Annotated in this window: 13 protein-coding genes; 11 read left to right on the plus strand and 2 right to left on the minus strand. The window is 38.9% G+C overall.

The features are described from left to right. The first annotated feature begins 1 nt into the window (after position 1). The 6 genes from NH286_RS08100 (at position 2) to NH286_RS08125 (ending at position 8,819) form a co-directional block, all read left to right on the plus strand. Positions 2–1,003 carry an ABC transporter permease gene (locus tag NH286_RS08100; RefSeq protein WP_265238149.1) on the plus strand — a complete coding sequence of 334 codons (1,002 nt, stop codon included), beginning with the start codon at positions 2–4 and terminating at the stop codon, positions 1,001–1,003. A gap of 9 nt (positions 1,004–1,012) precedes the next feature. After that, on the plus strand, positions 1,013–1,936 hold the full coding sequence (locus NH286_RS08105) for a carbohydrate ABC transporter permease (RefSeq protein ID WP_265238151.1): 924 nt from the start codon (positions 1,013–1,015) through the stop codon (positions 1,934–1,936). Between the two features lie 18 nt (positions 1,937–1,954). Next, on the plus strand, positions 1,955–3,484 hold the full coding sequence (locus tag NH286_RS08110; RefSeq protein WP_265238153.1) for an ABC transporter substrate-binding protein: 1,530 nt from the start codon (positions 1,955–1,957) through the stop codon (positions 3,482–3,484). A 141-nt stretch (positions 3,485–3,625) separates the two neighbouring features. Then, positions 3,626–4,921 carry a protein O-GlcNAcase gene (locus NH286_RS08115; protein ID WP_265238155.1) on the plus strand — a complete coding sequence of 432 codons (1,296 nt, stop codon included), beginning with the start codon at positions 3,626–3,628 and terminating at the stop codon, positions 4,919–4,921. Further along, a complete protein-coding gene (locus NH286_RS08120; protein WP_265238158.1) occupies positions 4,918–7,539 on the plus strand; it encodes an alpha-mannosidase in 2,622 nt (873 codons plus the stop codon). Before NH286_RS08115 ends, NH286_RS08120 begins: the two co-directional genes overlap by 4 nt. Next, positions 7,539–8,819 (plus strand): glycoside hydrolase family 125 protein, encoded by a 1,281-nt coding sequence (locus NH286_RS08125; RefSeq protein ID WP_265238160.1) that lies wholly within the window; start codon positions 7,539–7,541, stop codon positions 8,817–8,819. The genes NH286_RS08120 and NH286_RS08125 overlap by 1 nt, the downstream gene beginning before the upstream one ends. On the opposite strand, the gene NH286_RS08130 is transcribed toward NH286_RS08125, so the two are convergent. Continuing rightward, complete coding sequence (locus NH286_RS08130) at positions 8,812–9,543, minus strand: MurR/RpiR family transcriptional regulator (RefSeq protein WP_265238161.1); 732 nt, start codon at positions 9,541–9,543, stop codon at positions 8,812–8,814. The genes NH286_RS08125 and NH286_RS08130 overlap by 8 nt on opposite strands. A gap of 40 nt (positions 9,544–9,583) precedes the next feature. On the opposite strand from NH286_RS08130, the gene NH286_RS08135 reads away from it, so the two are divergent. The 3 genes from NH286_RS08135 to NH286_RS08145 all read left to right on the plus strand — a co-directional run bounded on the left by NH286_RS08135 (position 9,584) and on the right by NH286_RS08145 (position 12,769). Further along, positions 9,584–10,453 carry an ROK family protein gene (locus NH286_RS08135; protein WP_265238163.1) on the plus strand — a complete coding sequence of 290 codons (870 nt, stop codon included), beginning with the start codon at positions 9,584–9,586 and terminating at the stop codon, positions 10,451–10,453. Beyond that, on the plus strand, positions 10,450–11,823 hold the full coding sequence (locus tag NH286_RS08140; RefSeq protein ID WP_265238165.1) for a glycoside hydrolase family 1 protein: 1,374 nt from the start codon (positions 10,450–10,452) through the stop codon (positions 11,821–11,823). Before NH286_RS08135 ends, NH286_RS08140 begins: the two co-directional genes overlap by 4 nt. An 82-nt stretch (positions 11,824–11,905) precedes the next feature. Then, entirely contained in the window at positions 11,906–12,769 is an 864-nt protein-coding gene (locus NH286_RS08145; RefSeq protein WP_265238167.1) for an ROK family protein, read from the plus strand. Positions 12,770–12,819: 50 nt separating this feature from the next. On the opposite strand, the gene NH286_RS08150 is transcribed toward NH286_RS08145, so the two are convergent. Then, the gene (locus NH286_RS08150; RefSeq protein WP_265238169.1) at positions 12,820–14,262 is read right to left on the minus strand and encodes a nicotinate phosphoribosyltransferase; all 1,443 of its coding nucleotides are present in this window, start codon (positions 14,260–14,262) and stop codon (positions 12,820–12,822) included. Between the two features lie 129 nt (positions 14,263–14,391). Here NH286_RS08150 and NH286_RS08155 point away from each other — a divergent pair, with 129 nt between their 5' ends. Both NH286_RS08155 and NH286_RS08160 read left to right on the plus strand, forming a co-directional pair. Then, positions 14,392–15,039 carry an HAD family hydrolase gene (locus NH286_RS08155; protein ID WP_265238171.1) on the plus strand — a complete coding sequence of 216 codons (648 nt, stop codon included), beginning with the start codon at positions 14,392–14,394 and terminating at the stop codon, positions 15,037–15,039. Beyond that, positions 15,040–15,510 (plus strand): PTS system mannose/fructose/N-acetylgalactosamine-transporter subunit IIB, encoded by a 471-nt coding sequence (locus tag NH286_RS08160; RefSeq protein WP_265238174.1) that lies wholly within the window; start codon positions 15,040–15,042, stop codon positions 15,508–15,510. Positions 15,511–16,607 lie beyond the last annotated feature (1,097 nt).

A 16,607-nucleotide genomic window follows, 5' to 3' on the forward strand; every position in this document is an offset into this window, starting at 1 on the left:
AATGGATAATAAAAACTTGGGTCAGACTAAGGTCCTTGACCAAAAAGAATTAAAAGAAAGAAAGAAAAAAGCCAAAAAACCATTTAGCCAAAGATTTAAAAAGAACCTACCTCTGATGGCCTTCTGCCTGCCAGGTTTCATCTGGTTTGTAATAATGAGCTATCTGCCAATGTTTGGGGTCATCATCCCCTTCAAAAATTATAAGGTATTTTCTAAAAATTTCTTTTACAATCTCTACCACAGCGATTGGATTGGATTTGATAACTTCAAGTTCTTCTTCCAGTCTAACGATGCTTGGGTGATCATAAGAAATACAATTTTGTACAATGCTACTTTTATAGTTGTAAACATTGTTCTTGCAATGTTTACAGCTATAGCCCTCCATGAGCTTTTAAATAGGAAGGCTGCGAAGTTTTACCAAACTTCCCTTTTCTTGCCTTACTTTTTATCATGGGTAGTTATTTCTTATGCAGTATTTGCATTTTTATCACCAGATAAGGGTCTTTTAAATGCCCTCTTGACAAAATTCGGTGGCAAAAATATAAATTGGTACACCACAAAAACCTGGTGGCCAGTCTTCTTGGTAATAATCAATGCCTGGAAGGGCCTAGGCTACAACACAGTAGTCTATCTATCAGCCCTATCAGGAATCGATAAGACCTATTATGAGGCAGCGGTTATGGACGGGGCAAGCAAGTGGGAGCAGATCAAATACATCACCATCCCAATGCTTAAGCCAGTTGTGACAGTTTTGTTTATAATGAGTCTGGCAAATATCTTTAGGGCAGACTTTGGTTTATTCTACCAAGTGCCAAGAGATTCTGGACCACTTTATGCTGTTACAAACGTAATCGATACCTATGTATTTAGGGCCCTTATGAAAAATGGAGATATAGGCCTATCATCAGCAGTTTCACTCTTGCAATCAGCTGTTGGAGCAATCTTAATAATTGGAGCCAATAAGCTAGTCAAGAGATACGACCCACAAAGGTCCCTATTCTAGGAGGATATCATGCAAGAAATAAAAAATAAAAAGCATTATGATCCTTTAGAAGTATCTAGGGCAAGCAATATCGGCCTAAATATATATTTGATTCTTTTGACCATATCGGCAATCTTGCCTTTCCTCTTTGTCTTTGTCATATCAATCACAGATGAGGCAACCCTTGCCACAAACGGCTACAGCTTATTTCCAAAACAGATAAGCTTTGATGCCTACAAGCTAATCTTTAGGTCAGGATCAACAATAATTCAGGCCTATAAGGTGTCAATCTTTATCACAGTTGTAGGTGTAATCCTTGCCCTATGTTTGACAACCCTTTATGCTTACGCCCTATCCAGAGATGACTTTGAATTTAATGGATTTTTCACAAAAGTATCTACAATTCCCATGTTATTTTCAGGCGGACTTGTAGCAAGTTATTTAGTAATGACACAGTTTTTAGGACTTAGAAACTCAGTGTGGGCCCTAATCTTGCCCCTACTTCTAGGCACCTTTAACATAATAATAATGAGGACATTTTTCCAAACGTCCATCCCAAATGCCCTAATAGAGGCGGCAACCATAGACGGAGCTAACGAATTTCAGATATTTTTCAAAATCGTCCTTCCCCTATCCTTGCCAGTCCTTGCCACAATCGGACTATTTTTAACACTAGGCTATTGGAATGATTGGTACAATGCCATGCTTTATATAGATGACTTAAATAAAATACCAGTCCAATACCTGTTAATAAGAGTACAAAATTCAACGGCCTTCCTCGCATCTAGAGGTAGCCAAATAGGAGGTGTAGCCAATCAAGCAATGAAAACTTTGCCACAGGAGACTTTGAGAATGGCCATAGTAGTTATAACAACAGCGCCAATTGCCATAACTTACCCATTCTTCCAAAGATACTTCATAAGTGGTCTAACACTTGGAGCAGTAAAAGAATAATTCATTAAGGAGGAGATTATGAATTTAGTTAAAAAATTTGCTTACACATCAATGGCACTAATGCTCGCTTTAGGAATTTCTGCATGCGGAAACAATGAAAAGCCAGCTGAAGAAACAAAAAAGACAGAAACAACAGAAACTGCAGAAAAAAAGGATGATAAGAAAACCGAAACTGGTGACATCCCAACCCTAACCTATCTTAACATCGGTACCCCACAAACAGGTACAGAAGAAACTGTAGCAAAAATCAACGAATACCTCGATGAACAAAAAGCAGGTTACCACCTAAACCTAGTATTCTACGATTGGGGTGACTATGAACAAAGACTTCAACTAGCTTCATCAACAGGTGAAGATTGGGATTTAGCCTTCACAGCAAGCTGGGCAGGCCCATATAAGACATTAGTATCTCAAAATGCTCTAATGGATCTAACAGAATTAATAAAAGGTAAAGAATTTGTAGACCTAATCAACCCAGACATGCTAAAAGGCGTAAGCATGAATGATAAAATCTACGGTATACCTGCAGCTTATCCAGGTGTAGTAGCAGCCAACCAATTTGTATGGACAAAATCCATGGTTGATAAATATAACATCGACTACAAAAATATCAAAAACATCACAGAACTAGAACCAATCTTTAAAGAAGTAAAAGAAAAAGAAGGCATGCAATATCCATTTGGCGTATCAAAAGATTTCTTATTTGCAATGCCAGAGCCAGAATACGTTGTAACTGACGGTGTAGCTGTAAAAGAAGAAAATGGCAAACTTGTAGCCTACAACCGCTATTCAGCTGACCTATTCAAAGAACAAATCATGAAGATGAAAGAATACATGGACAATGGATATATTTCACCATCAGCACCACAAGTAGAACCTGGAACAGTAATGCCAGAAAATGAAGTACTCCTAACAGAAGGTGAAGGAGAACCAGGATCAGCAGCAATCTGGTCAGTAGCTCCACGTAACCAAGTAGTATCAAACATCGTAGGTGATAAGATAGTAGTATCAAACGACAAAGCCCAAGGTAAGATGGTATCAATCAACTCTCAATCTGACAAGGCAGAGCTAGCCATGGACTTTATCAATAGAATGTTCACAGACAAGAAATTACAAGACATGTTATGCTACGGTATCGAAGGCAAAAACTTCGAATACAAAGACGGCAAGGTTGTAAAACACAACAAAGATGCCGACGGCATAGACAATGACTACGACGTACCAGCCTTTACTTTCCTATCAGCACTAAATAGAACACCACTAGATGGAGCACCAGGAATCGGCGATGAAGAATTTGATAAGGAAGCAAAAGAATTTGAAGAAAGACTAGCACCATCTCCAGTTCTAGGCTTCACCTTAGATGAAAGCAAAATCGCAACAGAAATAGCAAACATCCAACAATCAGTAAACGAATACACCATCAACCTAAAAACTGGTGCCTTCGATGAAAGCTATTATGACGAATTCCTAGAAAAACTAAACGCAGCAGGAATTGACAAGGTAATAGAAGAAGTTCAAAGCCAATTAGACGCTTGGAATAACAAATAGTAGAAAATTAGAGGGGCGGTTGCTAAAGTAAATATAATCCCCACACTAGTGGGGATAGATATTTACAAGGGGCAGCAGCCCTTTATCTTTTCAAAGGAAAATGAAAATATTTTCATTTTAAAGATTAAAATAGGAGTGAATATGTTAGAAAAAAGAGGGGTAATAGAAGGATTTTATGGAATACCTTGGAGCTTTGAAGATAGATTATCAATGATAGAATTCCTATCAGACATAGGGATGAATCGCTATATCTACGCACCTAAGGATGACCCTTATCACAATATAAAATGGAGAGAAGCCTATCCAGATGAAAAGCTAGCTGAGCTTAGTAAACTAGCTTCCCTTGCCAAGGAAAAGTCAGTGGACTTTATCTGGGCCATCCATCCTGGACAAAATCTAATAAAATTTGACGACTACGATGCAGAAATCAAAAAGCTCTTTGCCAAATATGATAGGCTCCATGAGGCAGGAGTTACATCTTTTGCCCTTTGCATGGATGATATCGATAGGGATTTGGCTTACGAGCAAAGAGACTTCCACCTAAGACTTGTAAAAGATATCTTGGCCCACCTAGAAAATTTTGAAAATAAAGAACTTCTCTTTGTCCATCCTTGGTATAATTCAGCCTGGATAGACCAAAAGGGAGAAGAATATTTTAATCTCTTAAGGGGTCTTGATAATTTATCCATCATGTGGACAGGCTATGATGTAGTTGTTCCAATAATAAAGGCATCCAATGACAAATTTATAGACCTTTTTGGTAAGGAAGCTGACATTTGGCTTAATTGGCCTGTCAATGATTATCTAAGAGATCAAATCTTTATGGAAATTTTTGAGTTTTTTGACTCAAGGGATGTCAATTACAAGTCTATCCTCTCAAATCCAATGAACCAGGCAGAGCTATCCAAGATTTCAATCTACCAAATAGAAGACTTTGCCAAGGACCCAAAGGCCTACGACCCTCTAAAATCCTTTAAGGCAGCCCTTTCTTATGTTGATAACAAGGTGGCTGAAGACCTATATATAATCTCTGATTCCTTCTTTGGATCTGGGGTTTATGATAGGTTCACTGAGAGAAAATACCAGGAAGATGGGGAAATATTAAAAGCCTACCAAGACAATGATTATAAAAGGCTTGAGGCCCTCATTGATAAAAAACTAGGAGCAATCGACTCTTATTTTAAAAATTACACAAATGAAAAATTATATGAGGAAGTAAAGGAATTTTTCAAATCCCTTTCTTATCTTTTAAAAGCAGTCAAGGCTCTACTTGATGGCAATTTAGAAAAGGCCAAAGACCTTTATAAAAAGACAGAAGATTGCAAGGTGGAAATTTATACAGAATTTACCCAAGATAGGCTCGAACAAAGACAGGTAAAGACCTCCAGAGTCCTTGAAAAAATCTACGAAGACCTAAGATTAGGATATGACCAATGAAAAAGACTGTCCACATTGTAAGCCACACCCACTGGGATAGGGAGTGGTACCTGCCTTATGAAAACCACCACATGCGTCTAATTGACCTGATGGATGGAGTCCTTGAGGCCTTTGAGGACCCAGACTTTAAATATTATTGGCTAGATGGCCACTATCTTCCTATAGAAGATTATCTTCAGGTCCGCCCTCAAAATAAGGAAAAAATTAAAAATCTGATAGAAGCTGGCAAGCTCAAGCTAGGCCCTTGGTATATCCTCCAAGATGCCTTTCTTACAAGTGGTGAATCTAACCTTAAAAACCTAAGCCTTGGCATTAAAAATATCAAAAAGTGGGGACATCCTTCAATGATTGGATATTTCCCAGACACCTTTGGCAATATCGGCCAAGCCAGCCAAATCCTCAAAAAAGCAGGGATAGACGTGGCATATTTTGGCAGGGGAGTCAAGGCTACAGGCTTTGACAATGTAGTGATTGAAGATTTCACCTCAAAAAATTCTGAAATTTATTGGCAAAGCCCCAATGGCGATAAGACCCTAAGCGTGCTTTTTGCAAATTGGTATGCCAATGGCCTTGATATACCAGAAGATGAGGATGAACTTAAGGCCTACATGAATAAACGCATAGCCGATATGGAAAAATACGCATCTACAAACCAGCTTCTTTTAATGAATGGCTGTGATCATTCACCAGTCCAGAAAAATATTGGACAAATCATAAAAAAGGCCAATGCCCTTTATGAAGATTATAATTTCATCCATTCAAATTTAGACCTTTATTTTAAGGCTCTAGAAGAGGAGGTAGGAGACCTTGATACAATCAAGGGCGAGCTTAGAAGCCAGGCAACTGATGGTTGGTGGACCCTAAATTCCACATCCTCATCTAGGTATTACCTAAAAAAATACAACAAGAGCCTGGAGATGCGTTTTGAAGAAATTCTCCAGCCCCTCTTTACCCTTTTTGTGGATGAGGATGCCTATCCTCAGCAAAAGCTAGATTATTTCTACCAAGAATTAGTCAAAAACCATCCCCACGACAGCATTTGCGGCTGTTCCATAGACTCAGTCCACGATGGCAATCTCAGACGCTTTAAGAGTGTATATGATGGTCTTGATTATTTAGAAGACTTTGCCAAGAAAAAGATTAGAGAAACAACTGCTAATTCTGATGACCATGCTATCTGTATCATAAACACCCTCCCTTATAAGAGGATGAAAGAAGTGCTAACAGATATCGAAATAGATAGGAAATTTTTCGGCATAGATTATCCAGAAGTTTATGATGAACTTGCGGGAAAAGCTGTCCCATCATTGAAATTAGTAGATGAAGACGGAGTAGAAATCCCTGCAGAAATCACCTACCTAGGCACAGGCTTTGGCTATATCTTGCCAGATGATAAGTTTAGAAAGCCATATTTTGCAAATAGGGCCAGAGTCAGGTTTACCCTAAAACTAAAAGCCTTTGAGAAAAAAATCTTAAGGCTAGTTTCTGGCAAATCTTCCTTTACATCTAGGGAAATAAATGAAAAAACAATAGAAAATGACTTTTATAAGCTAGAGATAAATGATAATGCTAGCCTAAATATTTATGACAAAAGCTCGGGATTGACCTTTAAAAACGTCCTAGCCATCGAAGATACAGGCGATATAGGCAATGAATATATCTATAGGCAATCGACAGATGGGGCAAGGATTCTTGGCGGCAAACTAATCGACCAAAAAATTATAAGAGAAAATGATCAAACAATTATTAAACTAAGGGAGACTTTTACCCTTCCAAAATCAGCCGAAGATAAGCTTTTAGCCGAGCAAATCCGCCTTAACGACATCACACAGAGAAGGGCTAATAGGGCCAGTGACTTAATAGAGATGACCATAGATAAGGAAATCACCCTATATGATAAAAATATCCCTCTTAAGGTCAAAATCAGCCTTAAAAACCTTGCAAAAGACCACAGGATGCGCCTCCTCTTTGGTCATAATCTGGCAACAGACAAGGTCTATGCAGAATCTATCTTTGAATGTGTAGAAAGAGATGCCTATCCTCCACAGACTTGGAAAAACCCAGACTATTCCCAAAATTTCAACCGTTATGTCCAGGTCATGGATAATGATAAAAAGGGCTTTGGAGTATCTGCAGTTGGTCCTGCCGAATATGAGATGGTAAGGGGCGAAGGCCTTTATATAACCCTCTTTAGGTCAGTAGGAGAGCTAGGTGATTGGGGATATTTCCCAACACCCGATGCCCAGCTTATAAAAGATGACTTATCTGAAATGACCTTTGACTTCTACTTTGCAGGCTTTGAAAATGATTTTGATAAAAATAGGCAAGATATTTTACAAGCCAGGGTGGATTTTGTAAGCCTTGGCCTAGATAAAAATGAAATCGAGAAAAAAGATACAAATCTTCCTCAAATCGACCTGGGGGACAATCTTTTCTCAACCTTATATAGAAATGACAAGAACGAGCAAATCCTAAGGGTCTACAATCCAGGAGAAAGCCCTAAAGAGCTTGACCTTAAGGCGGTCGAATATGACATCTTAGGAAATGTTAAGATAAAAGATGAGATTGACAAAATCTTGCCAGGCTTTGAGATTAAAACATACAGATTGGAGCTTTGATGAAAGAAATTGTAAGAGACTTGGTGGAAAAGGTTGAAAAATCCGACCAGCTGACCGATGAGATTAAAAAGATTTTTAAAAAAGCCATTAACAATACCTTCACCACCACCATAAAAGAAACTGATAGGGGTGATGCCTTTGTAATCACTGGCGATATAGAAGCTATGTGGCTTAGGGACTCATCTGGCCAGATTAGACCGCTTTTTTATATAGACAGCAAGGAGGCCAATGACCTTATTAAAAAAGTTCTTGCCAGGCAAATCTTTTGCTTAGATAAGGACCTCTATGCCAATGCCTTTAATATCGAAGCAAATGGCAGGTGTTGGACTGATAAGGATATAACAGATTTTGAATCTCCTTGGGTTTGGGAGAGAAAATATGAGCTAGACTCCCTTTGCTATGTAATGGAGCTTGCCTATCTTTATTATGAAAAGACCAAGGACGGGACTATTTTTGACGGGGAATTTTTAAGGGTTTTGAATGATATGGTCGACCTTATAAAATTAGAGCAAAACCATGACAATTCTCCCTACATCTTCGAAAGACCAGATCCATGGGCCCCTAGCGATTCGCTAAGGGGTGGTGCGAGGGGAACTGATGTTAGCTATACAGGCATGTCCTGGACTGGCTTTAGGCCAAGTGATGATTCCTGCATCTACCAATACCTAATCCCAGCCAATGCCTTTTGCGTGGTAGCCCTAAGAAGACTTGCTGCTTGCCTGGATGATCAGAGTTTGGCAAACGAATTATCAGAAAAAATGAAAAAATTGGCAGATGAGATAGATTGCGGGATCAAAAAATATGGGATAGTAGAAGATGATGATTTTGGCAAGGTCTACGCCTATGAAACAGACGGTCTAGGCTCTTACAATCTCATGGATGATGCCAATATCCCAAGCCTCCTATCCCTCCCTTATCTGGGCTATCTAGCAAAAGATGACCCGATTTATAAGTCCACCAGGGCCTTTATCCTTTCAGATAAAAACGAAAATTATTATGAAGGGACGGCTGCAAAAGGCATCGGTTCAAACCACACTCCTGAAAATTACATCTGGCATTTGGCCCTTTCCATGCAGCTTATGACTTCTACAGATAAAAAAGAGCAGGAAGAAATTCTTGGATATTTTGAAAAAACCCACGCAGGCACCTACTTGTGCCACGAGGGTTTTGATAAGGATGATCCAGAAAAATACACTAGAGATTGGTTTTCCTGGTCCAATTCAATTTTTGTAGAGGCTGTCCTAAGCTACTTAGGCATAGAAATGATAAAGGCTAGTTAAGATAGGCCTCGCAAATCATATCAAGCATAAAGGTCACAGGAAATATTTTTGAAATCTTGTAGGAATATTTCGGATAGGGTGGAAGGATGATGGCAAGGGATGCTTTTTTGGCAAGGGTCGACTCCCCATCTCCTGTGATGGCAAGAATCTTTGCCCTATTTGCCTTGGCATTGTCCACTCCTTCAAGGAGGTTGTGGTTTTCTCCAGAAAGGGAAATTGCAATCAAAAGGTCATCTTCTGAAAGCCCCTTGCTAAGTAGATTTATAGAATAAGGCTCCTTGGCATAGTCGGTATTATCAAGGCCGATTTCGCCAAATTTGTAGACAAATTCATTGGCACAAAGGCCAGATGAGCCAATACCAATTACGGCAATCTTACCAAAACTAGCCAGGCTTTTGATAAAGTTAATAGTTTTATCATCAAAGGCCTTGCAAGAATCTATAAAATTCTTGTAGATTTCCTGGCTTAGGGACTTGGGACTTTGCAATTTTTGGGAAATATTAAATTTAAGCTCAGAATATCCATCAAAGCCTAGCTTTTGGGCAAAGCGAGTAATAGTCGAATTTGAAAGCTCTAATAACTTTGCAAATTCACCTATATGAAGCCTAGCAAGGTCTAGGTCCATATCCTTGATTTTATCAACAATCACCCTCTCAGACTTTGATAGTTTAATAGATTTTGAGCTTATGATATCCATAATGAAATTATAAGTAGTATTTGTCATCTAATCACTCCTAAGATAATTATAACATAAGAAGGGAATTATGTATTTAGTATTTGATATAGGTGGGTCATCCACCAAGTATGCACTAATTGAAAATGAAAAAATAATAAAAAAAGATTCTGCCAAAAGCCTTCCAACTATGGACGAATTTATCAAGTTTTTGGAAGAAACTGTAAATAAATTTGTGGCAGAATACCAGATAGATGCCATTGGATTTTCTTCCCCAGGCACAGTTGATAGCAAGTCTTTCCACGTAGGTGGCCTTACAGCCTTAGGCTATCTTGATGAGAGAAACTTTGCAAAACATATAGAAGATAAATTTAAAATTCCGGTAGCCATAGAAAATGATGCCAACTGTGCAGCCCTTGGCGAAATTTATTATAAAGAGCTTGAAGAAAGCCTGGTTTGCTTTGTGATAATAGGCTCTGGCATAGGTGGGGCAGTGGTAAAGGATAGAGAAATCCTAAGGGGCCTTAGCCTAGAAAGTGGAGAATTTGGCTATATGCTTTTTAATGATTTTGGCAAGGTCAAAAACCTCTCCACCCTAGGCACACTTCCAAATGTGGCAAGGGCCATTAAAGAAAAATATAAGCTTGACCTTGATACCTACACTATTTTTGAAAACTACCTCAAAAAGGAAGAGCCTTGCTATAGCGAGGTAGATAAGATGTTTACCTACCTTGCCATGGGCCTATATAATATAGCCTATTCCATCAACCCAGAAATCATCTATATAGGCGGAGCGATATCTGAAGATGAAAACTTCATTAAGGCCATAAAAGACAAGCTAAAGGAAGAGATATTTGCTGGTGTAAGCCTAAAAATAAGACCGGTGTCATTTTTTAATGACAACAACCTCTACGGGGCCTATGCCAACATCAAACTAAGAGAAGAAAGGGAGAAGCTATGATAAAATTTCCTGAAGACTTTCTATTCGGATCTGCAACCTCAGCTACCCAAACAGAAGGGGGAAATACCGATGGCAAGACTGATAATATCTGGGATTATTGGTACAGACAGGAGCCTTACAAGTTTCATGACTTGATAGGCCCGGAAAATACTTCCAATTTCTACTACGATTATAAGGAAAATGTCGAACTTTTGGCCAAAACTGGCCACAATTCCTTTAGGACATCCATCTCCTGGTCTAGGCTTATTCCAGCTATGGATGGGAAAGTAAACCCAAAGGCAGTCGACTTTTACAAATCATATTTTAAGGCTATCAAGGATAAAAATATCAAGCTTTTTATAAATCTTTTCCACTTTGATATGCCTATGTATCTCCAGGAAATCGGGGGTTGGGCCAATAAAGAGGTCGTAGAAAAGTATGTAGATTACGCAAAGACTTGCTTTAAGCTCTTTGGAGAATACGTAGATTGCTTTTTTACCTTCAATGAGCCGATAGTCCATGTCGAATGTGGCTACCTTTATCAATATCATTACCCATGCGAGGTAGATCCCAAAAAGGCAGTCCAAGTAGCCTACAATACCCAATTAGCATCAGCCAAGGCCATAAAAGCCCTAAGAGAGCTAGACCCAAATAAAAAAATCGGAATAATCCTAAACCTAACTCCAGCCTATCCGAGAAGCAATCATAAAAACGACCTGGAAGCAGCAAGGATAGCAGACCTTTTTGCCCAAAAGTCCTTCCTAGACCCATCAGTTCTCGGGACTTATCCAAAAGAGCTTGTCGATATAATCAAAAAAGAAGGCCTCATGCCAGATTTCACTGCAGATGAGCTAGAAATAATTAAAAACAATACCGTAGACCTCCTTGGAGTAAATTACTACCAACCACTTAGAGTAATGGAAAATCCCTACACCTACAAGGATGATGCCATATTTATGCCTACTAAGTACTATCTGCCATACGATATGCCAGGTAAGCGCATGAATCCTTACAGGGGTTGGGAAATCTACCCTCAAGCCATCTATGACATAGCCATCAATATTAGGGACAATTACAATAATATAGACTGGTTTGTCTCAGAAAATGGCATGGGAGTCGAAGATGAGGAAAGATTTAGAAAAGATGGCAGGATAGAAGATGATTATAGGATTGACTTTATCAAAGAGCATTTGACCTACCTCAAAAAAGCCATGGATGAAGGGGCAAATTGCAAGGGGTACCATCTATGGACCTTCATAGATTGCTGGTCCTGGCTAAATGCTTATAAAAATAGATATGGCCTTGTAGAATATAAGCTTGACACCGGCGAGAGGATTATCAAAAAATCTGGAGCCTGGTTTAAGAAACTAAGCGAAGACAAGGGGTTTTAAGTTAAGGGGAATTTATACAAGCGATTTCCAATTTTTCCTAAAATAGCTTATAATATAAGTAAGAAATCAAAAAGGAGTAAATATGTACGGGTCAATTGAATTAGGCGGCACCAAGATTAGGTGTGCAGTTTTAGATGAATTAGGCAATATAATCAAGGAAATTAGGATAGAAACATCTGATCCTAAGGAAAATATGAAGGATATGGTAGATTTTCTAAAGGCAAATCCTGTAGAAAGCATAGGAATTGGAGCCTTTGGGCCAATTGATGTGGACAAGGAATCAAAGACCTACGGCTTTGTCCTAGAAACTCCAAAAAAGCTTTGGAGAAATTTTGACCTTTTAGGTTCAATCAAGAAAGAATTAGACCTACCAATAGGCTTTACCACAGATGTTGGGGCAAGCGGAATTGGTGAATACAAGTACGGGGCAGCCAAGGACAAACGCTCTTCTCTTTACCTAACCATTGGTACAGGGGTAGGTGGTTCTTATATCCAAGATGGAGTCCTACTTGAGGGCTTCTCCCACCCAGAAATGGGCCACATAGAGCTTGCCAGAGAAGAAGGTGATACTGTAAAGGCCAAGTGCGACTTCCATGATTCTTGCTTTGAGGGCCTATGCGCAGGACCTGCTCTAGAGCTAAGGACAGGGGTCAGGGGAGAAAATCTTGATAAGGATGACCCAGCCTTTGATATACTCGCTAGATATATAGCCAAGGGCCTTATGACCTACACCATGATCCTAAGGCCACACATCATAATAATAGGTGGTGGTGTAGTAAATAAGGAAGGCATGATTGAAAAAATCAGAAGAGAATTTGCGAAACTTGACAACCACTATATAAATATCCCAAATCCAGATGAGTATATAGTCTTCCCAGAACTAGGCAATGAAGCAGGCCTAATAGGAGGCTATGTCCTAGCCAAGGATGCCCTAAAAGACGAATAAAAGATAAAAAAAAGCTCTAGGCCAGCATTTAGCTAGCTTAGAGCTAATTTTTATTTAGATTTTGCTTCTAAAATTAGTTTCTGTTTTAAATTCCACAAGTCTTGGGAAAGGTCCACATAGTAATTGTGTGGGCTATCATATCTTTTCACCTCATCCCAAAGGCTTGCTACTTCTTCTTTCCTATATTCTGCGATTTCTTCAAGGCAAGGCTGTTCGTAGACAAGTTCTCCCTTATCAAAGATTTGAACCTGCATTTCTCTAGCCCTAAAGTCCTTCATCTTTTTCATCTTCCAGGTAAATAGTGGGTCAAAGATTACCATAGGCTTAGAATCATCCACCTTCTCCTCGGCAAGAGCTATATAATCAGCCTCGGCCTTGCCAGTTTTCTTGTCATAAAGCCTATAGACCTTCTTAAAGCCAGGTGTCGTAATCTTTTCTACATTTTCAGATACCTTAATCTTAGCCTTCATATCCCCATCTTTTTCCATGGCAACAAGCTTATAAACTCCGCCAAAAACTGGGTCAGACTTGGCAGTAATTAGCCTTTCGCCAATACCAAAGGAGTCAATTTGTGCTCCCTGGGCAAGGAGGGACTCGATTTTAAATTCATCAAGGGAATTGGAAGCGACAATGGTAAAGTCTTCTAGGCCATTTTCATCAAGTCTTTTCCTAACTTCCTTAGAAAGATAAGCTAAATCTCCCGAATCAATCCTAACCCCGCCTTTAAGTCCTTTTGGTACAAGCTCTTCCTTAAAGACCTTCATGGCATTTACAAGGCCTGATTCTAGGGTATCGTAGGTATCGATTAGGAGTATGCAATTATCTGGATACATCTTGGCGTAGGTTTTAAAGGCTTCATATTCGGAGTCAAAGGCTTGAATCCAAGAGTGGGCCATGGTTCCTGCTGCCTTAAAACCGTATTTTTGTGATGAATAAGTATTGGATGTAAGTGGGGCACCGGAAATAAAGGCAGCCCTAGCTCCTGTAATAGAAGCATCAGCTCCCTGGGCACGTCTAGCCCCAAATTCCATAACTAGCCTGCCCCTAGCAGATGAGACAATCCTGTTAGTCTTAGTTGCTATAAGTGAATTAAAATTCATTGACAAGAGTAAGTAAGTTTCTATAATTGAACACTCAATGATAGGGGCTTTGACAGTAATAATTGGCTCGCCAGGAAACATGACAGACCCTTCAGGAAAGGCCCACACATCGCCTGTAAACTTAAAATTAGAAAGATATTCTAAAAATTCTTCAGAGAAATTTTCAGTCTGTCTAAAATATTCTATGTCATCTTCTGTAAAATGTAGGTTCTTGATAAAGTCGATTACATCGTTAAGACCTGCAAAAATAGCATAACCGCCGCCATCGGGGTTTTTCCTATAAAAGGCATCAAAGACTGCTACTTGATCCTTCATGCCATTTTCAAAATATCCAGCCGCCATTGTAAACTCATAAAAGTCACTAAGCATGGATAAATTTCTAATCTCGCTCATAAGCTCCTCTTTTCTATACTATTACTTTATTTTATACCCAAAAATTAGAAATTTGCTCCTAAATTTACAAAAAATTACCCATAAGGGGCTAAAACAAGTATATTAATCATAAGAAATGAGGAGAGACTTATGTATATATTTGATATAGATGGTACCTTGCTATACACTATAGATACCATAACTTACTTTATAAACGAAACTTTAAAAGCCTTTGGCCTAGGGGAGTGCCCAAAAGTCATGGTCGAAAAATTTGTAGGCAATGGGCCAGTAGTCCTTTGCGAAAAAGTCCTAGATTATGTAGGGGCAGAAAGGGATGCTTCCTACAGGAAAGATTTTCTAGATACCTACAACAAGGCCTATGATGACAACCCATCCCACCTTACAAGGCCTTATGATGGGATAAAAGAAGTATTAGATAAGCTTAAAAAAACCGGCAAGCCCTTAGTATGTTTTTCCAATAAACCAGATGAAACCAGTAATAAAGTAATCCCAGCAGTATTTGGAGAAGGCTATTTTGACTATATCTTAGGATACAGAGAAGATTATAAGAGAAAGCCATCCCCAGAAGGCATCATGATCTTAAAGGATAGATTTGGGGTAAATAATTCAGATATAATCTATTTTGGCGACAGCGAAGTAGATATAAAATGTGGTAAAAACGCAAATATCTACACAGTAGCCTGCTCTTGGGGCTTTAGGGATAGGAAAATCCTAGAAGAAGGAAATCCTGATTTAATCATAGATAATCCAAAAGAAATGTATATAAGGAGGGCCTAAATGAAACTAGCACTAGTAAGAATCGACTCCCGCCTATCCCACGGCAAGGTCGTAGAGATATGGTGTGCAAAATACGGGATAGACAAGGTAATAATAGCAAATGATAGGGTAGCCACAGATGACTTTAGACAAGAAGTAATGAACCTAACCATCCCAGAAAATATAGAGGCGACCTACCTAAAAGTAGCAGATGTGAAAGATTTTCTAGAAAAACACCCAGGCGACTACTTCGCCATAGTAGAAAGTCCAGAAGATGCCGAAAAAATCGAAGACTCCGGCATAAAAATCGAAAAACTAAACATAGGTATAATCCACATGCAAGAGGGCAAAAAAAGCCTAACAGAAGAAGTAGCAGTAGATGATAATGATTTGAGGATATTTAAGAAATTAAAAGAGGCAGGCACAGAAATAGCTGTGAGACTTTCGCCATTTGCCAGCAAGAGATCCTTAGATGAGTTTTTCTTGCAATGATAAAAAGGGTTTTTAGGGACTTTCCCCTTAAAACCCCTTTTTTTATTATCCAAGATAATAACTTTTTGCTTTATTATCCAAGATAATAGCATTATAAAGTTGTTCTCTTCGTAACTTAATCTCATAATAAATTATTGTCATCAAGCTGATGACTTCGCCAAAGGGGGAGGGCCAAGGACCCTTTCGCATGGGTCCTCATCGGACGGAAACCCGTTTGCTACGCAAACTCCTTCGTGCTACCGCACTATGTTTCCGGCATAAACGCCCCAAATTAAGGGGCGTTTATGTCCCCCTTACACCCCCACTTCGTTACACCCCACAAGCGACTCCTAAGGCGGAGTGCGAAAAGTGAAGATTGCCTAACGGAAATCCTCTATATTATGATGGATTACTTCGTATCTAACTAGCCTTATCCTTACTGATTTAAAATCAAAAGTCCCCTAAAAATCACAATCTAGCCCAACTATGAACTTTATATTTACTTGTCATCTCAGTAGTTACAGTATTTGTATTTAAGTATGGTTGTCAGTGTTATTTTCTAAACGGTGACTTTTGATTTTAAATCTCCTGAACTTGGGGATATTATTTTTTATCCTGAGAGATTTTTAACTACAAATCGAATCTAAGGCTCGGTTTACTCTGCATAAGTCCTTCCATAGCTCGGCTTCGCTTCGCTAGGATAGGGCTATAGCCTATGGCAAACATTGCTATAAGTAGAGCTGGGGAAAAAATCTAAAGAATTACTTAATTAAAATCGTAGATTATTTTAAATCAAGGAAGCGTTAAGAAAATTTTGTTGAGCGTAGCGAATCTAAATTTTTAGCTGACGAGATTTGAAATAATAGATTTTGAACCAGGATGAATAGCAGTCATGTACCAAAAGTTTGCGTAGCAAACATCCTATTTCCCCGCGAGGGGTCGCTCGGAGGGTGTAACGGAAAGGGGGTGTAAGGGGGAATCCCTAGGGAACGTGTAGGACTCCCCAAAAGTTGTAGCTAGAAAAGAGGCTGCAATGAAAAAATATAGTTTAGAATTAAAGAAAAAAGTAATAAAAGAATACGAAGAAGGCGAAATAAGTTTAAATAAATTAGCAAGAA

The sequence above is a fragment of the Anaerococcus sp. NML200574 genome (assembly GCF_026131665.1).
Taxonomy (GTDB): domain Bacteria; phylum Bacillota; class Clostridia; order Tissierellales; family Peptoniphilaceae; genus Anaerococcus; species Anaerococcus kampingae.